Origin of the sequence: Kitasatospora sp. NPDC001527, from assembly GCF_040298605.1 — a bacterium.
Lineage (GTDB): Bacteria > Actinomycetota > Actinomycetes > Streptomycetales > Streptomycetaceae > Kitasatospora.
The window spans coordinates 84,852-107,564 of the sequence record NZ_JBEPAM010000022.1; the positions used below are offsets into that span (position 1 = coordinate 84,852).

The window sequence follows — 22,713 nt, forward strand, 5'->3', positions numbered from 1 at the left end:
TCCTTGTCCCCACCGCGCATCGGGCGCGGCGGTCTGAAGAAGTGGTGGGAAGGGGCGGATCCGTCGGTCCCGTCCGCCCGGCGACGCGGTGGTCGGCGGGCGCTGGGTCAGGGCCGGCGGTGGGTTCCACTCAGGACCGGTGTACTTGGAGTTCGTGCAGGTCGGGCGCGGGGTGCGGGCCGACCAGCAGCCCGGCGGGCACCACCCGGGGCAGCGCCTCGGGGGTCGGGGTCAGGGGCGCCGCCGCGGGTTGCGGGTGCGGCGGCGGGTTGGGGAGCTGGGCGTCCTGGGCGCAGTACGGGTGGCTGGAGCAGCCGTTGTTGCGGTGCGGCGGATCGCCGTCGACCGAGCACCAGGTCCAGTGCCGGTGGCTCTCCGCCCGGATCCGGTCGCCGAGGGTCTGCGGCACGGTGGCCGGACCGGTGGCGGCGGAGCCGTGCGGGTGGACCGGTGCGCCGGCCGCGAGGTCGGCGACGAGACCCGTCGGGGGACCGACCGGGGGGTCGGCCGGGACGGTCACCGGGAAGCCCGGCCGCTCGGCCGTGGCCGCCTTGGCGTGCGCCGCGCACGGCAGCGCCATCAGCAGCCCGACCAGCAGCAGGATCCACAGCGCGCCCACCGGGCGGACCGCGAGTGCGGCCCTCCCCGGTCGGGGGTTGCTGGGGGCCGACGCGGTCATGCGCACATTTAATCAGCCGAACGAGTGAAGCGAGCCCCCTCCTCGGTCCTCATTTTCCGGTGCGGAGTTACCGGAATACCCCGGAAACACCCTGGTCGGGGCGGTTCGGTCGACTGCGGGAGGAACAGAAACGAAACGGGCGGCGAACCCGGTGATCGATATCGGCCGATGTGCGCGCGGTTGTCGCCGAAACCCGGACAGCGCCGCGGCGCTTGGGGACAATGACGTCGAGCCAGCGACCAGGAGCCGCCAGATGACCAAGCAGGGTGCACCCGCGCAGCAGCAGCACCGGCCGGAGGACGGCTGGTGGGACACGGTCTACGCGGGCCCGGCCGGCACCCTCCCCGACACCCCGGACGCCGAGTCGGGGGAGGGCAGCGTCGACGACTGGTTCGAGACGGCGGCCGGACTCATCGGGCAGCAGCGCGGCGCGCCCGAGGAGGAGGCGGTGGCCGGGGCGGCCGAGGCGGTGGCGGAGGAGGTGCCGCAGGACGGGGGCGGCGAGGAGGTGCCGGGGCGGGACAGCATCGACGACTGGTTCGACACCGCCGTCGGCGTGATCTCCCCGCGGGGCCCGGCGGCCGAAGCTCCGGCCGTCGAGGCCCCGGCCGCCGACGAGACGCACCGCTTCCCCGCCCCCTCCTGGGCGGCGGACGCCCGGGTGCCGGAACCGCGCCCCAAGCCCGTGGCCGAGGCCGCTCCGCAGCCGCAGCCGCAGCCGCAGCCGGAACCCGAGCCCGAGCCCGAGCCGGTTCCCGAGCCCGCTCCCGCACCGGAACCGGCCGCCGCCGAGGAGGCCGAGCCCGAGCCGGCCGCCCCCGAACCGGCGCCCGTCGAGCCCCCCGCGCCGCCCCCCGCGCCGCGCCCGGCGCCCCGGCCCGGGCGGGCCGAGGCCGCGCCCGCCGTGCCGCACGTCGGCGAGCGCCCGCCCACCTACGGCCCCGAGCCGACCGCCGTCCCCGAGGCCGACCCCGGCGCGCTCGGCGGCGTGGTCGCCGACACCGTGCTGGAGGGCGCCCAGTACGCCGCCACCACCCTGCGGGCGGTCTCCGTCCGCGGCGACTCCGCCCGCCACCGGGGCGAGCCCCGGCGGGACTCCCTGCTGGTGACCCGGTTCGGCGACGGGGCGGAGGGCGTGCTGCTCGCGGTGCTCGGCGGCTTCGACCACGCGGGCCCGACCGCCGAGGCGGTCGCCACCGCGGCGGCCGAGGCCGGCCGCCAGCTCGCCGGCGCCGTCGGCCGCAGCCGCGAGAGCCTCTCCGCCGACCTGCGCGACGGCGCCCGGGACCGGCTCCGCTACGGCCTCCAGCGGCTCGCGCTGAGCGCCGTCGCCCCGCTCCGCGCGCTGGCCCCGGGGGGCGCGGCGGACGCGGCGGACGCGGACCCGTCCCCGGCCTCGCTGCACTGCCTGCTGGTCTCGCTCGATCCGCGGGCCGGCTACCGGGCGGCGTTCGGGGTCGGCCCGGGCGGGCTGTACCTGCTGCGCTCGGGCCACTGGATCGACGCGTACGCGGCCCGGCTGCTGCACCAGCCCGACGGTCAGCCGCCGGCGCCGGAGACCCCGGCGGATCCCCGCCCGTTCCGCTTCCGGATGGTCCCGGCGACCCCGGGCGACATCCTGCTGCTCTGCACCCCCGGGCTGGCCCGCCCGGTCGCCGAGGAACCGGCCGTCGCCCACTTCCTGGCCTCCCACTGGGCGCACCCCCACCCGCCGGGCACCGTCGACTTCCTGCGCCAGGTCCAGGTCCGCGCCAAGGGCTACACCGACGACCGCACCGCCGCGGCCATCTGGACCGAGTAGCCCCCCGGCTCCTTATCCTTGCGGCCATGACCGTCCAGCCTCCGGAGAGCTCTCCGGGCCCCGTGCCCCCAGGCGACATCCGCGCCTCCCACGACGACCGGGAGGCCGTGGTGGCGCGCCTGCGCGACGCGGCGGCCGAGGGGCGGATCGATCTGGAGGAACTGGACGACCGCCTGGAGCGGGCGCTGAAGTCGAGGACCCACGGCGAGCTGGCCGTGCTGACCGCCGACCTGCCCGGCCGGAATCCCGGGGAGGGCCGGCAGCCGCTGGTGCTCAAGGGCGGCATGTCCGGCGTGTCGTACGGCCCCGGGCGCTGGGAGGTCCCCGGGCACGTGATCGCGCGCGGAGGTCTCGGGGGTGTGAAGCTCGACTTCACCCGGGTCGAGTGCCACCTCACGGAGGTCGTGGTGGAGGCCTACGGGGAGATGGCCGGCGTCACGATCGTCGTCCCGGACGCCTGGGCCGTGGACACCGGCGGCATGGATCCCGGTATCGGCGGCCTGAAGGACAAGACCACTCCCGACCGGCTCCCGGGGACTCCACTGATCCGGCTGACCGGGTCCGGCGGCATGGCGGGCGTGACCGTCCGCCACCCCAACCGCCGAGAACGGCGCAAGCTGCTCGGCAATCCGGCGCAGGGATAGCCGCCTAATCCCCGTCGGAGCCGAGGAGGGTGGTGCAGGCGGTGGCGGCGAGGTGGTGGGCGCGGGGGCGGTCGGCGCCGGGCAGGCCGAGGGCGAGGGGGACGGCGAGGCCGTCGAGGAGGGCGCGGATCTGGATGGCGCGCTCGGTGGCGTCGCCGGGGGCGAACCGGGCGGTGGCCGTGCCCTCCTCGATCAGGGCGACCAGGTCGGCCTGCCAGGGCGCCTCGATCTCCAGCTGCCCCTGCCGCAGCTCCTCGCTGGCGGGGGAGCGCCCCCACACCTCGACCCAGAGGATCCAGCGCGGGTCCCCCGGGCCCTCCGGGAGGTAGAGCGCGGTGTACGCGTCCAGCCGCTGCCGCACGTCGCGGCCGCCGTCGGCGAGCACCGTCCGGCGCCGGGCGCCGAGCTGCTCCTCGCTCCAGCGGAGGGTCTCCAGCAGCAGCTGGTCCTTGCTGCCGAAGTAGTAGAGCAGGTGCCCGGCGCTCATCTGGAGCTGCTTGCCGAGGCCGGCCATGGTGAGCTTGGCGAGCCCGTGCTCGGCGATCGCGGCGCGCGCGGTGGCGAAGACCTCCTCGCGGGGGCGGGCCGGTCGGCGCGGGCGGGCGTCGGCCATCGGTGCTGCTCCTCCGGGTTCAAGGGGGCCTTCACGATACCGGCCGTGGCCGGGCGGCCACGGAGCGGGACGCCGGACGGTTCGGCGCCCCGCTCCTGCGGGTACGAACCGGTTGGAACGCCGCCGACCCGAGGGGGTGGCCATGGCCACGATGATCGCCCTGTTCGCCGGCCTCGCCGTCCTGGTGACCGGCCTGACGGTGCACCTGCACCGGCGCCGCAGCGGCCCGACCGAGAACCTCGACGGGGTGCTGGCCGAGCAGGAGCGGCTCGCCCAGCTGCGGGCCCTGCGCTCCTCCTACAGCTCGATCGCGATGCACAGCTCCCACGGACTCACCACCGACGACCTGGGGAGGTACCACCGGTAGCACCGGCCGCCGGCCGCCCGCGGGTCCGGGCGGGATCAGGCCTTCGGCTGCTGCTGGGTGATGCAGTGGATGCCGCCGCCGTTGGCGAAGATCTCGCGGGCGTCGACCAGTTCGACCGTGCGGCCGGGGTAGGCCTCGGCCAGGATCGCGGCGGCCTCCTGGTCGCGCGGGTCGTCGAAGGCGCACAGCACCACGGCGCCGTTGGCCACGTAGTGGTTGATGTACGAGTAGTCGACCGGCTCGCCCTCCTCGTCCAGCAGGACGGTGGGGGCGGGCAGCTCGACGACCTCCAGCGGGCGGCCCTGGGCGTCGGTGGAGGCGCGCAGGATCGCCACCAGCTCCTTGCACACCTCGTGGTCGGGGTGAGCCGGGTCCGGCTGGACGTGGGCGACGACGACGCCGGGGCGCACGAAGGAGGCGACGATGTCGATGTGCCCGCGGGTGCCGAACTCGTCGTAGTCGCGGGTGAGCCCGCGCGGCAGCCAGATCGCCTTGGTGGTGCCGAGGAAGGCGTGCAGCTCGGCCTCGACCTGCTCCTTGGTCCAGTCGGCGTTGCGGCCCTCGCCGAGCTGGACGGTCTCGGTGACGAGCACGGTGCCCTCGCCGTCGACGTGGATGCCGCCGCCCTCGTTGATGAGCTTCGAGGCGAACCGCCGGACCCCGGTCAGCTCGCCGATGTGCTCGGCGATGTGCTGGTCCTTGTCCCAGCGGGCCCAGGACTGCGCGCCCCAGCCGTTGAAGATCCAGTCGGCGGCGGCCAGCCCGCCCTCGCCGTCGACCAGGAAGCTCGGGCCGATGTCGCGCATCCAGGCGTCGTTCAGCGGGCGCTCGACGATCTCCACCGCGTCGGCGACGTACTTGCGGGCCTCCGCGCTCTCACCGGTGTTCACGATCAGGGTGACCGGCTCGTACCGGACGACGGTGTTGGCGACGTTCGCCCAGGCCTCGCGCGCCGCGTGCAGGTGCTCGGGCGTGTCGAAGGTCGGGTTGTCGGTCGGGAAGGCCATCCAGGTGCGGTCGTGCGGATGCCACTCGGCGGGCATCCGGTAGCCGAGCGAGGCGGGGGTGGGGGTGGTCATCGCGGCGTCCTTCGGTGGGCGGGGAGGGTCAGAGGAAGTAGAGGCGGCTGAGCGAGACGCTCTCGGCGGGCTCGGAGCGCAGCGGGGCGCCGTCGAGCGAGACCAGGCCGGTCTCGGTGACCTCGACCTGGCCGACCCGGGCGTTGCGCACCATGTCGCGCGGGCCGATGCCGCGGGTGCCCCGGACGCCGACGCGCCGGCGCCGGGTGGGCAGGCCGTCGGCGGGGCGGTCGAGGTAGGCGCCGTCGGCGGCGGCCTGGGCGACGAACGCCACCGAGATGTCGGCGGCGGTGGCGCCGTGCGCGCCGAACTGCGGGCCGAGCACCAGGGGCTCGCAGCGGTCGGTGGAGGCGTTGGGGTCGCCGACCACGCCGTACGCGGGGAAGCCGGCCTTGAGGACCAGCTGCGGCTTGGCGCCGAAGTGGTCCGGGCGCCACAGCACGATGTCGGCGAGCTTGCCGATCTCGATCGAGCCGACCTCGTGGGCCAGGCCGTGGGCGATGGCGGGGTTGATGGTGAGCTTGGCGATGTAGCGCAGCACGCGCTCGTTGTCGTCGCCGCCCTCGGTCGTCCCGTAGCCTCCGCCGAGCGGGCCGAGCTCGGCCTTCATCTTGCCGGCCATGGCGAAGGTGCGGCGCACGGTCTCGCCGGCCCGGCCCATGCCCTGGGCGTCGGAGGAGGTGATGCCGATGACGCCCAGGTCGTGCAGGACGTCCTCGGCGCCCATCGTGCCGGCCCGGATGCGGTCACGGGCCATCGCGGCGTCGCCGGGCAGGTCGACCTTGAGGTCGTGCGCGGAGACGATCATGCCGAAGTGCTCGCCCAGCGCGTCCCGGCCGAACGGCAGGGTGGGGTTGGTGGAGGAGCCGATGACGTTCGGCACGCCCGCCATCTTCAGCACGTTGGGCACGTGACCGCCGCCGCAGCCCTCGATGTGGAAGGCGTGGATGGTGCGTCCGTCGAGGACGCGCAGGGTGTCCTCGACGGACAGGCACTCGTTGAGGCCGTCGGTGTGCAGGGCGACCTGGACGTCGTACTCCTCGGCGACCCGCAGCGCGGTGTCCAGGGCGCGGGTGTGCGCGCCCATGTCCTCGTGCACCTTGAAGCCGGAGGCGCCGCCCTCGGCCAGCGCCTCGATCAGCGGGGCCTCGTCGGAGGAGGAGCCGCGGCCGAGGAAGCCGATGTTGACCGGCCAGGCGTCGAAGGCGTTGAAGGCGTGCCGCAGCGCCCACGGTGAGTTGACGCCGACACCCCAGACCGGGCCGAACTCCTGGCCGATGATGGTGGTGACGCCGGAGGCGAGCGAGGCCTCCATGATCCGCGGCGACAGCAGGTGGACGTGGGTGTCGATGGCGCCGGCGGTGGCGATCATGCCCTCGCCGGAGACGATCGTCGTCCCGGTGCCGACGACCACGTCGACGCCGTCCAGGGTGTCGGGGTTGCCGGCCCGGCCGATGGCGGCGATCCGGCCGCCGATCAGGCCGATCGAGGTCTTGCGGATGCCCTGGATCGCGTCGATGACCAGGACGTTGCTGATCACCACGTCGCAGGTGTCGCGGACGGCGGCGGGCTTGAGGTGCAGGCCGTCGCGGGCGGTCTTGCCGAAGCCGGCCAGGAACTCGTCGCCCGGCGCCTGCGAGTCGGACTCGACGCGCACGATCAGCCCGGAGTCGCCGAGCCGGATCCGGTCGCCGGCGCGCGGGCCGTGCACGGAGATGTAGTCGTGGGGGGTGATGGACGTCACGACTCGACCTCCGCGTCGTCGAACTGGGTGAGGTAACCGGTGGCGCGGGCCTTGGCCAGGGCGGCCTCCTTGGCGCCGGGGGCGTCCAGCGGGCCGTCGACCAGGCCGGCGAAGCCGATGGCGACCCGCTCGCCGCCGATCGGCACCAGGCCGACCTCGACCGTGGCGCCCGGGTCGAAGCGCACCGAGGAGCCGGCCGGGATCGCCAGGTGGGTGCCGTAGGCGGCGGCGCGGTCGAAGGCCAGGCGCGGGTTGGCCTCGAAGAAGTGGAAGTGCGAGGTGACCGAGATCGGCACCCCGGAGGTGTTGTGGACCGGCAGGACGACGGTCTCCTCGACCGGGTCGTAGCCGGCGCCGTCGCCGAGCAGCGCCCCGCCGGGGGCCTCGTCGCCGAGCGAGCCGGCGCCCCTGAACGGGTCGTTGACGACGGCCAGCCGGGTGCCGTCGTCGAAGACCGCCTCGACCTGCACCACGGTGACCACGTCGGGCACGCCGGGCAGCACGTCGTCGGCGGTCAGCACGGAGCGGCCGGCCTCGATCGCCTCGGCCAGGCGCCGGCCGTCCCGGGCGGCCTCGCAGACGGCGTCGGCGATCAGCGCGGTCGCCTCGGGGATGTTGAGGCGGACGCCTCGGGCGCGGCGGGCGCGGGCCAGCTCGGCTGCTGTGAAGATCAGCAGCCGGTCCCGCTCGGTGGGGGTCAGTCGCACGGTTCCTCGCTCGCGGTCGCCGGGAGAGGGGGGTGAGGGTTGTTAGAACGGCGTTCAAACATCTCCGGCCATTGAACCCGGAGCCGCCCGCCCTGTCCAGCCTTGCCGCTCCCGCGGCGATCGGCCCGTCGACGGGCCCGGGCGGTGGCGCCGGAGGTCGAAAACCGCCCGTACGCTTCGCAAACCCGTCCGGCGCGGGCAGTTGGATCACGTGAAGCGTCCCGTGCCCCTTTCACCCCAGGTGATCGCCTGGGCACTGTTCCAAATGCCGAAAGCTGGGCATGACGAAGATTGGTCAGTACCAAGGGGGCCGACCGGCCGGCGGGGGATCCGGACCGGCGGCCCGGAACGAGGGCGGGGGCAGGGGTGATGGACGGTCAGTCGCGATTCCCGCGGCAGCGGACAAGTTCGGGAGGAGCCTTCCGGGTGACCGGAACCGGCCAGGGGGCTCCGGCGGGCACGGCGGCCCCCGGCGCCGGACACGTGAACCCGGCGGGCGTCACCCGGCCGGGCGCACCGTCGCCCGGATGCGCGCTCAACCGCCGGCTCCACCTGGCCCTGGAGGCCGCCGACCTGGTGGCCGTCGGCGCGGTCCGCCGCCGGCTGCGCGCCGCGCTCGGCCTGTGGGGCGTGCCCGAGCTGGCCGACACCGCCGAGCTGCTCACCTCCGAGCTGGTCACCAACGCGCTGCAGCACACCGGCCAGGGCGCGGTCTTCGACGCGGTGATCACCGGTGACCAGCGGCTGCGCATCGAGGTCCAGGACGGCACGGCCCGGCTGCCCGTCCGCCGCCGCGAACCGGAGGCCGAGTACGCCACCTCCGGCCGCGGACTGCAGCTGGTCGAGGCGCTCGCCGACTCCTGGGGCGTCCAGCTGCGCGGCGACGGCAAGGTCACCTGGTTCGAACTGGCCACCGTCGGCGCCTGAGGCCGTCCGGCGCACTCGGCCGCCGTTTGTCGTACGAGCACCGTTCGCTGCCGAACGATGCCCGGAAGCGAAGGCGGAAGGCAAGATTCCCGGCCCGTTGCCATTGCCGCTCGGCCGAACATTGGCCAGGATGGTGGGAATGTGTGCCCACGTGCGAGAAGCGGCGGGGAATGACCACCTCGACCGATGACCGCCCGTTGGCGCGCGACCGTCGAGCACCACCCATCACCCGCCACGCGGCCCGTCCGGACGGTCGGCGCGGTCCGCCACGGCAGCGGCAGGAGCAGCATGCCCACAGAGCCCGAGTCACCGGGGCCGGCCCTCCCAGCCGGTCCGTCCACGACCGGCTCCGGGCGGGCCAGACCGCCCGCGCAGGCGGCCCGGCGGCACTCGCTGCGCACCGCTCCCGGCCTCGCGGCCGGCCGGCTCGCGCCGATGCTCTCCGGCGGTCTGCCGCTCTCCCCGGGCGACTCCACGCCGGACTGGCTGGAGCCCGCGATGGCCGCCAACGGCATCGGCTCGTTCGACTGGGACATCCGCCGCGACATCCTGGAGGGCGACCAGCGCGCCTGCACCATCGTCGGCCTCGACGCCGTCGAGAAGGGCCGCTTCGACCGCTCCTCCGCCTCCTTCCTCGCCCTGCTCCATCCCGAGGACGCCCCCGTGGTGCGCCGCCGGGTGGAACGCGCCGTCGCCGAGCTCGGCCAGTGCGGCGCCTACTACCGGACGGTCGGCCAGGGCGGCGCCATGCGGGCGGTCCGCTTCCGCGGCCGGGTCCTCGCCGACGCCTTCGGCCGCGCCTCCCGGATGGTCGGCTTCGTCTGGGACGCCACCGTCGAGCTGCACAAGCGCGACCGCGCCGACCGGCTCGCCCTGCTGCGCGAGGAGCGTTCCCGCTTCATCAAGGAGGCCGCCCGCGCGCTCTCCGAGGCGGTCACCGTGCGGGACGTCGCCCGGGTCTTCACCGAGCTGCCGCTGCCCGGCCTGCCGCCGGACGGCCTGGTGCTCGCCTCCCACGAGGCCGGCCGGGTGCAGATCCTCGGCGCCTCCGGCTACCGCACCGACGAGCTGGCCGGCTACGACCGCTCGGTGCTGCCGCCCAGCCACCCCGCCGCCGAGGCGCTGCGGGGCCGCGCCCCGGTGTTCTGCACCAGCCGCGAGGAGTACCGCGAGCGCTACCCCGACGTCTGGGAACAGGCCCGCCGCACCAGCCGCAGCTCCTGGGCCTTCCTGCCGCTGGTCGCCAGCGGCCGGGCGATCGGCGTCTGCGTGGTCAGCTTCGACGACGACCGCCGGCTCGACGCCGACGAGCGCACCCTGCTCTCCACCCTCGGCGGCCTGGTCGCCCAGTCACTGGCCCGGGCCCGGCTGCACGACGCCGAGCACGAGCTGGCGGCCGGCCTCCAGCGCGTCATGCTGCCGCGCACCGTGCCGTCCGTGCCCGGCGTCACCACCGCGGTGCGCTACCTGGCGGCCGGCTCCGGTCTGCAGATCGGCGGCGACTGGTACGACGTGGTGCCGCTGCCCGGCGGCCACGTCGGCCTGGTGATCGGCGACGTCCAGGGCCACGACGTGCACGCGGCCGGCATCATGGGCCAGCTGCGGATCGCCCTGCGCGCCTACGCCGCCGAGGGCCACCCGCCCGCCGCGGTGATGGCCCGGGCCTCCCGCTTCCTCGCCGACCTCGACACCGATCACTTCGCCACCTGCACCTACGCCGAGGTCAACGTCGACTACGGCGTGGTCTACGCCGTCCGGGCCGGCCACCTCGACCCGGTGGTGCGGCGCGGCGACGGCACCGCCACCGCCGTCCCGGTGGCGGGCGGGCTGCCGCTCGGCATCGCCCCGGACGAGGAGTACCGGGTCACCCGGTTCAGCCTCGATCCCGGCGAGACCGTGCTGCTCTGCACCGACGGCCTGGTCGAGGCGCGCGGCATGGACCTCGACGAGGGCATCGCCCGGCTCACCTCGGTGCTCTCCGAACCGCTCGCGGACCCCGCCGAGACCGGCCGCGACCCGCTGGACGAGCTCGCCGACCGGATCGCCTCGCAGGCCGCCGACTCCAGCGAGCGCGAGGACGACATAGCGCTGCTCCTGCTGCGCTGGGACGGCCCCGAGGGTGGTCTGGCCGCCCAGCAGCTGCGCCGGCGGATCGGCCAGGCGGACCTCGCCCGGATCTCCGAGGTCCGCGCCGAGCTGCGCGACGCGCTGCGCCGCTGGGGGGTCGCCGAGCTGATCGACACCGCCGAGCTGCTCTCCTCCGAGCTGGTCACCAACGCCATCCGGCACACCGACCGGGACGCCATGTTCACCGCCCGGCTCTACCGGGAGCCGGCCGCGGACGGCGGCCGGGCGCGGCTGCGGGTCGAGGTGGAGGACGAGTCGGACCTCTGGCCGACCCGCCGCACGCCGGGGGAGCAGGCCTCCTCCGGGCGTGGGCTGATGCTGGTCGAGGCGCTGGCCGACGGCTGGGGCGTGGAGCCCCGGGGGTCGGGCAAGCGGATGTGGTTCGAGCTCAGCGTGACGCCCGCGGACGACCGTCCGGCGGTGACCGTCGAGGTGTGACCGTCGAGTTGTGACCGCCCGGGCGTCAGCCGAACTGCTGCTCCAGGTCCTTCAGCTTCCGCTCCAGGTCCTCCAGCCGCGGCAGGGTCACGGTGTCGTCCTCCGTCGTGAGGTCGATGGTGCGCCGCTCGGGCCTGGCCGGCAGGCCGGGCTGGGTGACGGTGCCCTCGACGGCGGGCCGGTCGGCTCCGGGGCCGCCGGCGCCGCCGTCGGGGGCGGTCGCTATGGCGGACTCCGGGCCGGACTCCAGCTGCCGGGCGGCCGGCGCCGGGGGCGGTCCGCCGCCGCGCGGGCGCCAGACGCTGTTGGTGCGGTTGATCGCCCGGATCTCGGCCCGCTCGCGGCGCCCCGCCAGCTTGCGGCGCTCCTTCTCCCGGGCCTTCTCGCGCTTGTCGTCGCGGACCTCGTCGACCGCCTCGTCCAGGCTGCGCACGTTCTCCAGCAGCATCAGCGACCAGGCGGCGTAGGTCTCGCGCGGGGCGCGCAGCCAGCGGACGATCCGGATCTGCGGCAGCGGGCGGGGGACCAGTCCCTGCTCGCGCAGCGCGGCCCGGCGGGTCTGCTTGAGCGCCCGGTCGAACAGCACGGCGGCCGAGAGCGACATCCCCGCGAAGAACTGCGGCGCGCCGGCGTGGCCGAAGCCGCGCGGGGCGTGCACCCAGTTGAACCAGGCCGAGGCCCCGGCGAACAGCCAGACCAGCAGCCGGGAGCCGAGCGCCGCGTCGCCGTGGCTGGCCTCGCGGACGGCGAGCACGGAGCAGAACATCGCCGCCCCGTCCAGGCCGAACGGGACCAGGTACTCCCAGCCGCCGGACAGGTTGAGGTTCTGCACCCCGAAACCGACCAGGCCGTGGAAGGAGAGCGCGGCGGCCACGGCCGCGCAGCAGAACAGCAGCGTGTACGAGGCCCCGCCGTACAGGGACTCCTTGCGGCGGCGGCGTTCCTCCGAGCGCTCCCAGGAATCCGCGGCGCTCCCGCCGCCCGTGGTGCCCCGGTTCCGGGCCAGGGCCACCAGGAGCGCGCTGACCAGCAGCACCGCAACGCCGGTGACGGCCCAACCCAGCGGTATGTCGGACAATTTCATCGCCTGGACCAGCCTCGCTTTCCTGCGCCGCAATTCCTGCGTCGTGATGGCGGGGACCATCATGGCGGATGCCCGGCCGGAGGATGGCTGATTTCCTGTCAATGCACCGGCGAGAGGGATTTCTGACGAGGGATAAATCTCATCGTCGTATTTGTATGGGGAAAAGGGGAGGCGGGAATTCCGGGGGCCGCGGCGGGGGTGGACGAGGCGACGGCCGGTCCGGCGGCGCCCGGAGTGTCCGAGGTGCGCCGGGGCGCCGGACGCCGGGGCGGTGAACCCGCCGCCCGGCGTGAAGGGCGCGCACTCCGGCGCGCCGGCGCAACGGTGGCGCCGTCGAGCGGAACGTCCGGGCCCGCCGGCCGGGGGCCGGCGGAGTCCGGAACCGGCAAGGTGAACCTGGCCGGGGCACTGCTCGACCCGGCCAGGTTAGGGTCACCTTAGCTGATCGGGCCCTGGGCCTGCCTCTCGACGCGCTCGTCCGGGGGCGCGCCCGACGCGCGGGCCGCGCCCAGCTGCCGGGCGAGCCAGACCGGCACGCCCCCGAGCGCCTGCACCAGCCGGGCCGCCTCCGCCCGCAGCCGGGCGGCCTCGGCCGGCTCGGACACCTCGGCCAGCGCCGCCAGCGCCGGCGCCACCCCCACCGTGAACCCCAGCTGTTCGCGCAGCCGCAGCGAGGCGTCGAAGCCCTCCCGCGCCCGCTCGCGGTCCCCGGCGGCGAGCGCCAGCGCGGCCAGGTGCCGCCAGGTCGACGAGCGGAGCAGCTCGTCGCCCCGCTCGGCCGCGCCCTCGTGCGCCCGCCGGTAGGCGATCCAGGCCGCCGTCGGGTCGCGCAGCAGGTTCTCCGCGACCAGCCCCCGCCGGAAGTCCAGCAGGGGCCGGCCCGGTGCGTCCGGCGGCAGCAGGGCCGAGGTGCGGCCGAGCGCGGCCTGTGCCTCGTCCAGCCGGTCGCGGGCGCCGAGCACGCTGGCCACGTAGGCCAGGAAGCCCCGGGCGCAGGCGGCCGAGGCGCGCTGTTCGGTGGTCGCCGCGACCGCCTCGGCCAGGCGCAGCGCCTGCTCGGCCTGGCCCCAGTGGGCGGCCGTGAACAGGCACTGCTCGATCAGTAGTTCGGCTCTGACGAGCGCCGCCGCCGGATCGCGTTCGGCGGCCGGCCGCAGTAACTCCGCGGCCTCCCGCCAGCACGCCCGGGACCGCAGTCGCCACACGGTGTCCCCCGGCTCCGGGGGCGCCGCCGGCCCCCGTGCGTCCCGGCCACTAGGGCCCCATCCGTGCTCCGACAACGCCACCTCCTTGTGCGCGCCATCCAGCAGGAAGCGGGCCCCTCCCCGGACGTGGCATGACGCGCCACAGGCCCGCGCTGTGGCGGCAATTCAACACGGGGGCGAGCTTGTGCACCAGATCACGAGCGGAGGTTGTTGCGCCCGGGCGGGTTTTCGTCTAAACGATCAGCGCCCGGCCGGACGGGCCCGGGGCGGGGCCTCAGGACGTCCAGCCGGTCTCCATCAGAGCCTCCGCGGCGCCGTTCGCCGGCTGCGGCACCCCCGCCAGGTCCAGGCTGAACAGGGCCACCAGCAGCTGTTCGCCGCGCACCGTGGCCTGGTGCGAATAGCCCGCAAGAGTGAACATCGCGGCGGCCATCTCCTCCGCGTGCAGGGTCTGCAGCCACAGGCACTCGACCGACTTCACGTCGGCCGGCTCGGTCCAGGTGTCCACCTGCGCGACCATCCGGCTGCCCAACAGGGTGACCCCGTCGCGTTCCTGGGCCTCCGTCAGCTCCAGGTCGTCGAAGCCCAGCCACTCCAGGTAGCGGGCCGCGGTGAACACCGCGTCCTGCGAGGTCCGCACCGGGTGCGGACGGAACGGCGCGCGCCGCCGCCACGGTGCCGACGGGGCGCCGGCCCCCGCCCCCGCGACCGGCGGCGCCGCGGCGGGCGCGTCCAGCGACTGCGCGGGACGCGCCGGGTACGGGTGGGAGGCCCGCGGACCGGCGGTGGCGCCCAGCGGACCGGCGGTGGAGCCGCCGCCCAGCCGGGTCGTCCGGTCCACCGGGAGCCGCACGGTGGCCCCGCAGTTGCAGGTGAACTCGGGCTGCGGCCACTGGTCGGAGCGCCCGCAGTGCGGGCAGCGCATGCTCAGCCAGGAGTCCTCCCAGGAGCGGAAGCGCACCTGCACCGGCACCCCGCCGCGCAGCAGCGGCACCTTGAGCGAGGCACCGCACGGGCAGGGCAGCGACGGCGGCTCGTACAGGTGCTCCCGCCGGCAGGCGGGGCAGCGGATCGCCCGGGCGCCACCCGCCGCCCCCGGGCCGCGGCCGGCCGGGTCGTGTCCGGTGAAGTCGTCGGGCAGTCCGGGCATCGCGGGCACCGTCCGTTCGAGTCGGGGGTGGGTGACGCGTTCCATGCTCCCCGAAACCCGGGAGGCGCGGCGCGGAATGCGGCAATCCTCAGGGAGGAATCAGGGGTGTGCGCTCGACCGATCGGCGGTGAGGAGGAGAGGCCTCCCCCTTGCGTGGGATGCGGATCCCCGACCCGGTCGGACGGGGCGGACACCTGCGGCCCGGTGCGGCCCGTGAGTCACTCCGCGCCCCACCGGGCGAGGTCGTCCGGGGTGTCCAGGTCGTCCGGGGCGGCGACGTCGGCGCACTCGACCAGGATGAGGTCGTCCGGATGCGCCGCCAGCAGGGCGCGCGCCCCCGCGTCCCCGCGCGCGCCCTCCACCGCCTCGGCGAAGTACCGGGCCCCGATCAGCACCGGGTGCCCGCGCCGCCCCTTGTACGCCGCGGCGGCCAGCTGCGCCCCGGCCCGGTGGGCGGCCAGCAGCCGGGCCACCGCGGCCGGGCTCACCCCCGGTGTGTCGACCAGCATCACCAGGGCCGCCGAGGACCGGGCCGGCAGCGCGGCCAGGCCGGCCCGCAGCGAGGAGCCCATGCCCCGCGCCCAGTCCGGGTTGGCGACCAGGCGGCAGCCCGGCAGGTGGGCCGTCGACCGCACCCGCTCCCGGTCCGCGCCCAGCACCACCGTCACCTCCCGGCAGCCGCCCGCCCGGGCCACCGCCACCGCGTGCTCCACCAGCGGCCGGCCCCGGTACCGGAGCAGCGCCTTCGGCCGCCCGCCCAGCCGCCGCCCGCCCCCGGCGGCCAGCACCAGGGCGGCCACCGCATCGCTTCGTCCCATGCGCCCAGCGTGCCCGCCCCGGCCGCCGCCGCGCAGCCCGCCCGGCCGTTCGGCCGTCCGGTCCGTTCGGCCGTCCGGTCCGGGGGGCCGTCCGGTCCGGGTGGCCGTCAGCCCTTCCCGCGGGGCGTGGGGCGGGTGAAGTGGGCGCGGTAGGCGCGCGGGGTCATGCCGACGCGCTGGAGGAGGTGGCGGCGCAGCGAGTCGGGGGTGACGAAGCCGGTCCGGGTGGCGACCTGGTCGACCGGCAGGGCGGTGGACTCCAGCAGCTCCCGGGCCTGTTCGAGGCGCTGGGTGAGCAGCCACTGGAGCGGGGTGGTCCCGGTCTCGGCCTGGAAGCGGCGGTTGAGGGTGCGCACGCTCACCCCCGCGTGGGCGGCGAGGGCGGCCAGGGTGAGCGGTTCGGTGAGCCGGGCGAGGGCCCAGGCGCGGGTGGCGGTGAGCGAGCTGCCGTCCGGGGCGGCCACCGGGGACGGCAGGACCTGGCCCTGGCCCCCGTCGCGGACCGCCGAGAGCGCCGCCAGCCGGGCCACCGCGTTGGCCACCGCCGCGCCGTGGTCGGTGCGGACCATGTGCAGGCACAGGTCGATGCCGGCGGTGAGCCCGGCCGAGGTGAGCACCGGGCCGTCGTCGACGAACAGCGCCTGCGGGAGCACCCGCACCTTGGGGAAGCGGTGCTCCAGCGCGCCCGCCTGCACCCAGTAGGTGGTGGCGCTGTGCCCGTCGAGCAGCCCGGCCTGGGCCAGGACGAAGGCGCCGGTGCAGATCGAGGCCATCCGGGCGCCCCGTTCGGCCGCCGTGCGCAGGGCGGTGAGGATCCGTTCGTCGGCGTCGGCGCGGGAGGCCGATCCGGTCACCAGGACGGTGTCGGCCGTGGCGATCGCCTCCAGACCGTGCGGGACGATCACCTGGAGGCTGCTGGTGCTCGCCACCGGGCCCGGCTCGATCGTGCAGACCCGCACCTCGTAGGCCGGGCGGCCGTCCAGCTCGGCGGAGCCGAAGACGATCTCGGGGATGGTGAGGTCGAAGGCGGTCACCGGGGGCACGGCGACGACCGCGACCCGGTGGACGTCCGCGACGCGGACGACGTCGTCGGCGCGGTGGGCGCAGGCGGGCGGGCGCGCGGCTGGGGACATGGCCAGAACCTCCGGAACCTTGGCAGCCGGAGCCCTGCCGTGCGGCCGGGCCCTGGCCGAGAGTTGATCACGGCGCCGCCCCGTCGGACGCCACCACCCCTCGGCCAACCCAGGAGCCTTCCATGTCCTTCCACGTCGTCACCGGCGCCGGCCCGACCGGCACCGCCACCGCCCTGCGCCTGGCCGGATCGGGTGAGCGGGTGCGCCTCGTCACCCGGCGCGGCACCGGCCCCGAGCACCCGGCCGTCGAGCGGGTCGCCGCCGACGCCACCGACGCCGACGCCCTCACCGCCCTGGTCGACGGCGCGGCCTCGCTGATCAACTGCGCCGCCCCGCCGTACCACCGCTGGCTGACCGAGTTCCCGCCGCTGGCCGCGGCCCTGCTGACCGCCGCCGAACGGACCGGCGCGGGCTACGTGATGCTCGGCAACGTGTACGGCTACGGCCCGGTGGACGGCCCGCTCACCGAGGACCTGCCGGCCGCCCCGAGCAGCCGCAAGGGCGCGCTGCGGGCGGCCCTGTGGGCGGACGCGCTGGCCGCCCACGAGGCGGGCCGGGCGCGGGTCACCGAGGTGCGGGCCAGCGACTTCCTCGGGCGCACCGCGACCTCCCTGTTCGCCTTCACCGTCGCGCCCGCGGTGGTGGCGGGCGAGCCGGTCGGCTACCCCGCCGACCTGGACGCGCCGCACAGCTGGAGCTACGTCGGGGACGTGGCCGACACCCTGGTCGCCGCGGCGCGCGACGAGGCGTCCTGGGGCCGGGCCTGGCACGTGCCCAGCACCGGCGAGGAGTCCGCCCGCGAGCTGGCCGGGCTGCTGGCGAAGGCGGCCGGCGCGCCGGAGCCGGCGCTCACCGCGCTCGCGTCGGCGGAGCTGGCCCGGTCCGGGGACGAGATCCTCGCCGAGGTCGAGGAGATGGGCTACCTCTACGACCGGCCGCTGCTGCTCGACTCGGCGGTCACCCGGGAGGTGCTGGGGGTGGCGGCGACGCCGCTGGAGACGGTGGTCGAGGAGATCGTCCGGGACCTGCGGGTGTGAGCTTCGCCATGATCGAAATGGTCCCTGTTGTGGTGTCTTGACCCCCTGCGGGGCGGCTGGTCTGCTGGTGCGCCGTCAGCCGCCCGCCCACCTGGGGAGTCCCCGTGCCCGCCCGTCGCACCACCCTGTCCGCCGCCGCCGTCTTCCTGATATCCGCCCTGGTGCTGAGCAGCTGCTCGGACGACGGGAAGAAGGACGGCGGCGCCGCCTCCACCGGGGCCGGGGCGGCGGGCGCCGCGGGCCGGGGCACCAGCCCCCTGGAGAACCCCGACGGCACCAAGCCCGGTCTGGCGCCGCTCGCCACGCCCGAGGAGCAGAAGGCGGGCCGCGCGCTGATCGCCAAGGTCGCCACCGCCGCGGCCGGCCCCAAGGACGGCTACGACCGCAACGAGTTCGGCCCGGCCTGGACCGACAACGTGGACGGCATACCCGGCGGCCACAACAGCTGCGACACCCGCAACGACCTGCTGGCCCGCGACGGTTCGGCCGTCGAGTACAAGGACGGCTCGAAGTGCACGGTCACCTCGATGACCATCCACGACCCGTACACCGGCAAGGCGGTGCAGTGGAACAAGCAGCAGGCCTCGAAGATCCAGATCGACCACGTGATGCCGCTCTCCTACGACTGGCAGATGGGCGCGAGCAAGTGGGAGAAGCTGAAGCGGGTGCAGATCGCCAACGACCCGCTCAACCTCATCCCGGCCGACGGCTCGCAGAACGCCTCCAAGGGCGACTCCGGCCCGTCCGCCTGGCTGCCCGCCGATCCGGAGATCCGCTGCGCGTACGCGGTGCGCTTCGCGCAGGTGTCGCTGAAGTACCAGCTGCCGGTGACGGAGGCGGACAAGAAGGCGATGCTGCAGCAGTGCGGCGGCTGACGGGCGGCTGAGGAATCGATTCTCCGGAGGGTTCGCCGCTCTTTGTCACGAAGTGTGCGCGGCGGGCGGGGCGCGGCGGCTGGGGCGCCGTCAACCGTGTGATCGTCAGGTGGTATTCGTGTGCGGTGCATTCGATGATCACCCGGTTCTCGCGACGCGCCCTGCCCGCCGTCGCCGCCGTCACCCTGCTGGCCTCCTGCAGCAGTTCGGGCGGCACCACCGGCGCGGCCTCCGGCGCGCCGTCCACCGCCGCGACCACCGCGCCCTCGCCCGGCGCGACCGAGGCGCCCACCCCGACCGCCACGCCCACGCCGACGCCGACCGTGAAGCCCACCGGGCAGGCGGACCCGGCCCTCCAGGCCTTCTACGGCCAGCAGCTCGGCTGGGCGGCCTGCAAGGACGACCCGAAGACCGAGAAGATCGACGAGTCGGCGGTGCAGTGCACCACCCTCAAGGTCCCGCTGGACTACGCCAACCCGGCCGGCGAGACCCTGGACGTCGCCGTGGTCCGCAGGCCCGCCACCAAGCCCGACCAGCGGATCGGCTCCGTCGTCGTCAACCCCGGCGGCCCCGGCAGCACCGGCGTCGGCTTCGTCCAGCGCAACTCCGACTACTTCCAGAAGGGCGTCCGGGAGCGCTTCGACACCGTCGGTTTCGACCCGCGCGGCGTCGGCGGCACCTCCCCGGTGAACTGCCTCGACGACAAGGTCCGCGACGACTGGGTCAGCACCGACAACCCCGGCGCGGACCACGGCAAGGTGCTCGCCGACGCCTGCCAGGCCAAGTACGGCAAGCTGCTGCCCTTCATCGGCACCCGCAACTCGGTGCGCGACATGGACGTGCTGCGCGGTGCGCTCGGCGAGCAGAAGCTCACCTACTTCGGCCTCTCCTACGGCACCTACATCGGCAGCGTCTACGCCGAGGAGTTCCCCGACCGCGTCGGCCGGCTCGTCCTGGACGGCGCGGTCGACCCGTCCCTGCCGCTCGCCCAGCACAACATCGAGCAGTACGCCGGGTTCGAGCGCTCGCTCAACGCCTTCGCCGCCCACTGCGCCAAGAAGGCCCAGTGCCCGCTCGGCAAGGACCCCGACAAGGCCGCGGGCAAGCTCGCCGACTTCCTCGACGGGCTCAAGCAGAAGCCGCTCCCCACGTCGACCGGCCGCGTCGTCACCGCCACCGCCGCGTGGACCGGCATGATCGAGGGCCTGTACGGCGACGAGAGCGCCTGGGACGAGCTGCGGACCGTGGTGACCCAGGCCATGGTCAACGGCAAGGGCGACCACCTGCTCGCCTACGCCGACTCCTACAACCGGCGCGACAAGGAAGGCCACTACAGCGTCTCCGCCGACGCCTACACCGCCATCCACTGCGCCGACGGGGCGACCGACGTCCCGGCCGGCGACGCGCTCCAGGCCGCGTACGCCGAACTGGCCGCCAAGGCCCCGCTGATCAGCCGGCACGAGCCGAGCGCGGCCATCTTCGATCCGGACTGCCGGACCTGGCCGTTCCGTTCGACCGAGCGGCAGCACGCCATCACCTCCAAGGCCCAGGCACCGATCGTCGTGGTCGGCTCCACCGGCGACGCGGCCACGCCGTACGCCAACGCCGAGAAGCTCGCCGCCCAACTCGGCAACGCCGTGCTGCTCACTCGCGACGGCGAGGGGCACACCGGGTACGGCTGGAGCGCCTGCATCAGGACCGCGGTGGACACCTTCCTGCTGGAAGGCACCGCGCCGGCCGCCGGGACGCGCTGCGCGAGCGACCCCGCCCAGTAGCGGGAGGGCCGACGGCGGCGGGGCGCGCCACGGTCGTCCACCGTGGCGCGCCCCGCCGCCGGTCAGGAAGTCGGGGACTGGCTGAGGTCGTAGAAGGTCGAGCCGCCGACCGTCCTGGCGGTGTAGTGGCTCGTCACCCACTCCTCGATCTCGGCGGTCTGCGACCGGCCCGACCCGCCGCCCGGGCCGCCGGGCCCGGTGTCGGTGCCGCCCGCCTCGCCGCCGGCGGCGCGCAACGAGCCGCCGGCGATGAACCAGTGCACCTTGCCCTCCTGCACGTACTGCTGGAAGGCGCTCAGACTGAGCGAGGGGTCGCTGCTGTTGAAGCCGCCGAGGGCCATCACCGGGACGCCGGAGGCGAGTTGGTAGCTGGCGGCGTTCTGCGAACCGCTGGTCGCGGCGGCCCAGCGGTAGCCGTCGGCGCCCTCCTTCAGCAGACCGGCCGCCTCGTCGCTCACCTTGGCGCCGTTGAGCAGCCCGTTCATGCCGACGGGGCCGCCGGTGAAGGCGTACGGGCCCGGCCCGCCGCCGCCGTTCGGGGTACGGCCGCCTCGGCCGCCGTCCTGCCGCGGGAGGCCGAGGCCCGGGGCGCCGTCCGGAGCACCGTCCTGCTGCGGCGTGATCTGCCACAGCACCGGTCCGCCATCCGCGCCACCGGGGCCTCGTCGCCCGCCGCCCGGCCCGAAGCCGCCCTGCACGGCCGGACCGGCCAGCACGATCGAGCCCTGGTGCGGGGTGTCGACCGTCTCCACCGCGTACGCCGCCGGACCGCCCAGCGCCGCCGCCGCACCGACCAGACCCGCCACCGCGGTCAGCCGCCCGGCGAGCCGCGAGCGCCCGGCCGGGGCGCCGCCGTCCGCGAGCCCGTCCGCCCGGCGCGCCGGCCGTGCCGCCAGCGGTCCGGCCACCGCCAGCGCCACCGCCGCGAGCAGCCCGCCCGCCAGCACTGTCGGCCGCAGCCACGGCAGGAAGTCCGTGCTGCGCCCGAGCAGGACGTACGCCCACACCGCCGTCACCGCGAGCGTGCCGGCCAGCACCGCCGCGTACGGCAGCCGGTGCCGCGCCCGCCACAGCCCGTCCACGCCCATGCCGACCAGCGCCGCGACCGCCGGGGCCAGCGCCACCGTGTAGTACTGGTGGAAGATCCCGGACATGAAGCTGAAGGTCAGCGCGGTGCAGAGCAGCCAGCCGCCCCAGACCAGGAAGGCCGTGCGCGCGGTGTCCGTCCGGGCGAGCCGCCGGGTGGCCCACAGGCCGAACACCAGCAGGATCAGCGCGGCAGGCATCAGCCAGGCGATCTGCCCGCCGATGTCACCGTCGAACAGCCGGGTGATGCCGGTCCGGCCCCAGCCGCCCCCGCCGCGCATCCCGCCGGGCGAGGCCCCGGCCGGCGCGCCGCCGGCCGCGTTGCCGAACGCGCCCTCCAGCCCGGCCGGGAGCCGGCCCGGTCCGCCGCCGACGCTGCCGGTCTCGTTGCCGTTGAGCCGGCCGATCCCGTTGTAGCCGAAGGTGAGCGAGAGGAAGCTGTTGTCCTGCGAGCCGCCGACGTACGGCCGCGCCGAGGCGGGGACCAGCTCGACCACCGCGACCCACCAGCCGCCCGCGACCACCATGGCCAGCCCGCCGGCCAGCAGTTGGCGCACCCGGCGCCACAGCCCGGTCGGCGCCACCACCAGGTAGACCAGCGCGAACGCCGGCAGCACGAGGAACGCCTGGAGCGTCTTGGTGAGGAAGGCGAGCCCGAACATCACCCCGGTGAACACCAGCCACCGGGTGCCGGCCACCTCGACGGCCCGCAGCAGGCCGTACGCGGCCAGCGTGAGCAGCAGCACCAGCAGCGCGTCCGGGTTGTTGAAGCGGAACATCAGCGCCGCCACCGGCGTCAGCGCGAACACCACACCCGCCAGCAGACCGGCGAGCGGCGAGAAGCGCCGGCGCACCGTCGCGTACAGCACGGCCACCGTGGCCACCGCCATCAGGGCCTGCGGAGCCAGCACCGACCAGGAGGAGAGCCCGAACAGGCGCGCCGAGAGCGCCATCGGCCAGAGCGCCAGCGGCGGCTTGTCGACGGTGATGAAGTTCCCGGCGTCCGAGGAGCCGTAGAAGAAGGCCTTCCAGCTCTCGCTGCCCGCCTGGGCGGCGGCCGAGTAGAAGGCGTTGGCCCAGCCGGAGGCCGACAGGCCCCGGAGATAGAGCACGGCCGTGGCGGCCAGCAGCGCGAGCAGCGCGGGCCGCACCCAGCGCGGGTCGTCGGCGCGCCCGCGCCAGGTCCGGCCCGGCAGGGTGCGCAGCCGCCGCGCCCAGGAGGCCGGGCCCTCGGGGCCGGTCGGCGGCAGCGGGAACTCCGGGTACAGCGGCGGCTCGGCGGGCCGCCGGGGTGCCGTTCCCTCCGGCGGAGGGGCGGGCGGCAGGACCGGGGGCGGGTAGTCACCGGCCTCCGGCCAGGGCTCGCCGGCCGGTGGGATGTGGCTGGTCGTCGTCATGGGCGCTACGTTCGGGCGCCCGGCTGA

The 22,713-nt window shown here is 75.5% G+C and carries 19 protein-coding genes; 8 read left to right on the plus strand and 11 right to left on the minus strand.

Annotated elements, in window-relative coordinates; translation table 11 throughout:
• Nucleotides 1-130: 130 nt before the first annotated feature.
• Entirely contained in the window at nt 131-679 is a 549-nt protein-coding gene (locus tag ABT238_RS20980; protein ID WP_350570655.1) for a hypothetical protein, read from the minus strand.
• 253 nt (nt 680-932) lie between these two features.
• Between ABT238_RS20980 and ABT238_RS20985 the strand changes: the two genes are divergently transcribed.
• Entirely contained in the window at nt 933-2,480 is a 1,548-nt protein-coding gene (locus tag ABT238_RS20985) for a PP2C family serine/threonine-protein phosphatase (RefSeq protein ID WP_350774079.1), read from the plus strand.
• Nucleotides 2,481-2,506: 26 nt separating this feature from the next.
• The gene (locus tag ABT238_RS20990) at nt 2,507-3,124 is read left to right on the plus strand and encodes a DUF1707 SHOCT-like domain-containing protein (protein ID WP_350570651.1); all 618 of its coding nucleotides are present in this window, start codon (nt 2,507-2,509) and stop codon (nt 3,122-3,124) included.
• A 4-nt stretch (nt 3,125-3,128) separates the two neighbouring features.
• Here the strand turns inward: ABT238_RS20990 and ABT238_RS20995 are convergent, their stop codons facing one another.
• Nucleotides 3,129-3,737, minus strand: a complete 609-nt coding sequence (locus ABT238_RS20995; RefSeq protein ID WP_350570649.1) for a TetR family transcriptional regulator C-terminal domain-containing protein — start codon at nt 3,735-3,737, stop codon at nt 3,129-3,131.
• A gap of 142 nt (nt 3,738-3,879) precedes the next feature.
• On the opposite strand from ABT238_RS20995, the gene ABT238_RS21000 reads away from it, so the two are divergent.
• A complete protein-coding gene (locus tag ABT238_RS21000; protein WP_350774109.1) occupies nt 3,880-4,104 on the plus strand; it encodes a hypothetical protein in 225 nt (74 codons plus the stop codon).
• 35 nt (nt 4,105-4,139) lie between these two features.
• On the opposite strand, the gene ABT238_RS21005 is transcribed toward ABT238_RS21000, so the two are convergent.
• Genes ABT238_RS21005 through ABT238_RS21015 form a run of 3 tightly spaced genes read right to left on the minus strand, consistent with a single transcriptional unit; the run spans nt 4,140 to nt 7,634 of the window.
• A complete protein-coding gene (locus ABT238_RS21005) occupies nt 4,140-5,183 on the minus strand; it encodes an agmatine deiminase family protein (protein WP_350774119.1) in 1,044 nt (347 codons plus the stop codon).
• A gap of 28 nt (nt 5,184-5,211) precedes the next feature.
• On the minus strand, nt 5,212-6,927 hold the full coding sequence (locus ABT238_RS21010) for an urease subunit alpha (protein WP_502884374.1): 1,716 nt from the start codon (nt 6,925-6,927) through the stop codon (nt 5,212-5,214).
• Nucleotides 6,924-7,634 (minus strand): urease subunit gamma, encoded by a 711-nt coding sequence (locus ABT238_RS21015; protein WP_350570643.1) that lies wholly within the window; start codon nt 7,632-7,634, stop codon nt 6,924-6,926. The genes ABT238_RS21010 and ABT238_RS21015 overlap by 4 nt, the downstream gene beginning before the upstream one ends.
• A gap of 426 nt (nt 7,635-8,060) precedes the next feature.
• Between ABT238_RS21015 and ABT238_RS21020 the strand changes: the two genes are divergently transcribed.
• Both ABT238_RS21020 and ABT238_RS21025 read left to right on the plus strand, forming a co-directional pair.
• Nucleotides 8,061-8,561 carry an ATP-binding protein gene (locus ABT238_RS21020; RefSeq protein WP_350570642.1) on the plus strand — a complete coding sequence of 167 codons (501 nt, stop codon included), beginning with the start codon at nt 8,061-8,063 and terminating at the stop codon, nt 8,559-8,561.
• A 288-nt stretch (nt 8,562-8,849) separates the two neighbouring features.
• Nucleotides 8,850-11,126 (plus strand): ATP-binding SpoIIE family protein phosphatase, encoded by a 2,277-nt coding sequence (locus tag ABT238_RS21025; protein ID WP_350774149.1) that lies wholly within the window; start codon nt 8,850-8,852, stop codon nt 11,124-11,126.
• Between the two features lie 25 nt (nt 11,127-11,151).
• Here ABT238_RS21025 and ABT238_RS21030 read toward each other — a convergent pair whose 3' ends face one another.
• The 5 genes from ABT238_RS21030 to ABT238_RS21050 form a co-directional block, all read right to left on the minus strand.
• Complete coding sequence (locus ABT238_RS21030; protein ID WP_350570638.1) at nt 11,152-12,210, minus strand: DUF2637 domain-containing protein; 1,059 nt, start codon at nt 12,208-12,210, stop codon at nt 11,152-11,154.
• Between the two features lie 437 nt (nt 12,211-12,647).
• Nucleotides 12,648-13,415 (minus strand): hypothetical protein, encoded by a 768-nt coding sequence (locus ABT238_RS21035; protein WP_350570636.1) that lies wholly within the window; start codon nt 13,413-13,415, stop codon nt 12,648-12,650.
• Nucleotides 13,416-13,689: 274 nt separating this feature from the next.
• Nucleotides 13,690-14,610, minus strand: a complete 921-nt coding sequence (locus ABT238_RS21040; protein ID WP_350570634.1) for a hypothetical protein — start codon at nt 14,608-14,610, stop codon at nt 13,690-13,692.
• A gap of 173 nt (nt 14,611-14,783) precedes the next feature.
• Entirely contained in the window at nt 14,784-15,383 is a 600-nt protein-coding gene (locus ABT238_RS21045; RefSeq protein WP_350570633.1) for a nucleotidyltransferase family protein, read from the minus strand.
• A 107-nt stretch (nt 15,384-15,490) separates the two neighbouring features.
• A complete protein-coding gene (locus tag ABT238_RS21050; protein ID WP_350774186.1) occupies nt 15,491-16,516 on the minus strand; it encodes a GlxA family transcriptional regulator in 1,026 nt (341 codons plus the stop codon).
• A gap of 122 nt (nt 16,517-16,638) precedes the next feature.
• Between ABT238_RS21050 and ABT238_RS21055 the strand changes: the two genes are divergently transcribed.
• From ABT238_RS21055 to ABT238_RS21065, 3 genes are all read left to right on the plus strand, one after another.
• Nucleotides 16,639-17,553, plus strand: a complete 915-nt coding sequence (locus ABT238_RS21055; RefSeq protein WP_350774198.1) for an NAD-dependent epimerase/dehydratase family protein — start codon at nt 16,639-16,641, stop codon at nt 17,551-17,553.
• 104 nt (nt 17,554-17,657) lie between these two features.
• Complete coding sequence (locus ABT238_RS21060) at nt 17,658-18,428, plus strand: HNH endonuclease family protein (protein ID WP_350570628.1); 771 nt, start codon at nt 17,658-17,660, stop codon at nt 18,426-18,428.
• Between the two features lie 134 nt (nt 18,429-18,562).
• Nucleotides 18,563-20,203: an alpha/beta hydrolase gene (locus ABT238_RS21065; RefSeq protein WP_350774221.1), complete on the plus strand. Its 1,641-nt coding sequence runs from the start codon at nt 18,563-18,565 to the stop codon at nt 20,201-20,203.
• Between the two features lie 62 nt (nt 20,204-20,265).
• Here ABT238_RS21065 and ABT238_RS21070 read toward each other — a convergent pair whose 3' ends face one another.
• Complete coding sequence (locus ABT238_RS21070) at nt 20,266-22,686, minus strand: ArnT family glycosyltransferase (RefSeq protein ID WP_350774230.1); 2,421 nt, start codon at nt 22,684-22,686, stop codon at nt 20,266-20,268.
• Nucleotides 22,687-22,713: the final 27 nt, after the last annotated feature.

Bases quoted from the DNA above. Each gene is read 5' to 3' on its own strand.
- ABT238_RS21045 (WP_350570633.1), bottom strand. From the start codon at position 15,383: ATGGGACGAAGCGATGCGGTGGCCGCCCTGGTGCTGGCCGCCGGGGGC.
- ABT238_RS21005 (WP_350774119.1), bottom strand. From the start codon at position 5,183: ATGACCACCCCCACCCCCGCCTCGCTCGGCTACCGGATGCCCGCCGAG.
- ABT238_RS20985 (WP_350774079.1), top strand. From the start codon at position 933: ATGACCAAGCAGGGTGCACCCGCGCAGCAGCAGCACCGGCCGGAGGAC.
- ABT238_RS21030 (WP_350570638.1), bottom strand. From the start codon at position 12,210: ATGAAATTGTCCGACATACCGCTGGGTTGGGCCGTCACCGGCGTTGCG.
- ABT238_RS21070 (WP_350774230.1), bottom strand. From the start codon at position 22,686: ATGACGACGACCAGCCACATCCCACCGGCCGGCGAGCCCTGGCCGGAG.
- ABT238_RS21025 (WP_350774149.1), top strand. From the start codon at position 8,850: ATGCCCACAGAGCCCGAGTCACCGGGGCCGGCCCTCCCAGCCGGTCCG.
- ABT238_RS21065 (WP_350774221.1), top strand. From the start codon at position 18,563: ATGATCACCCGGTTCTCGCGACGCGCCCTGCCCGCCGTCGCCGCCGTC.
- ABT238_RS21000 (WP_350774109.1), top strand. From the start codon at position 3,880: ATGGCCACGATGATCGCCCTGTTCGCCGGCCTCGCCGTCCTGGTGACC.
- ABT238_RS20980 (WP_350570655.1), bottom strand. From the start codon at position 679: ATGACCGCGTCGGCCCCCAGCAACCCCCGACCGGGGAGGGCCGCACTC.
- ABT238_RS20995 (WP_350570649.1), bottom strand. From the start codon at position 3,737: ATGGCCGACGCCCGCCCGCGCCGACCGGCCCGCCCCCGCGAGGAGGTC.
- ABT238_RS20990 (WP_350570651.1), top strand. From the start codon at position 2,507: ATGACCGTCCAGCCTCCGGAGAGCTCTCCGGGCCCCGTGCCCCCAGGC.
- ABT238_RS21040 (WP_350570634.1), bottom strand. From the start codon at position 14,610: ATGGAACGCGTCACCCACCCCCGACTCGAACGGACGGTGCCCGCGATG.
- ABT238_RS21055 (WP_350774198.1), top strand. From the start codon at position 16,639: ATGTCCTTCCACGTCGTCACCGGCGCCGGCCCGACCGGCACCGCCACC.
- ABT238_RS21050 (WP_350774186.1), bottom strand. From the start codon at position 16,516: ATGTCCCCAGCCGCGCGCCCGCCCGCCTGCGCCCACCGCGCCGACGAC.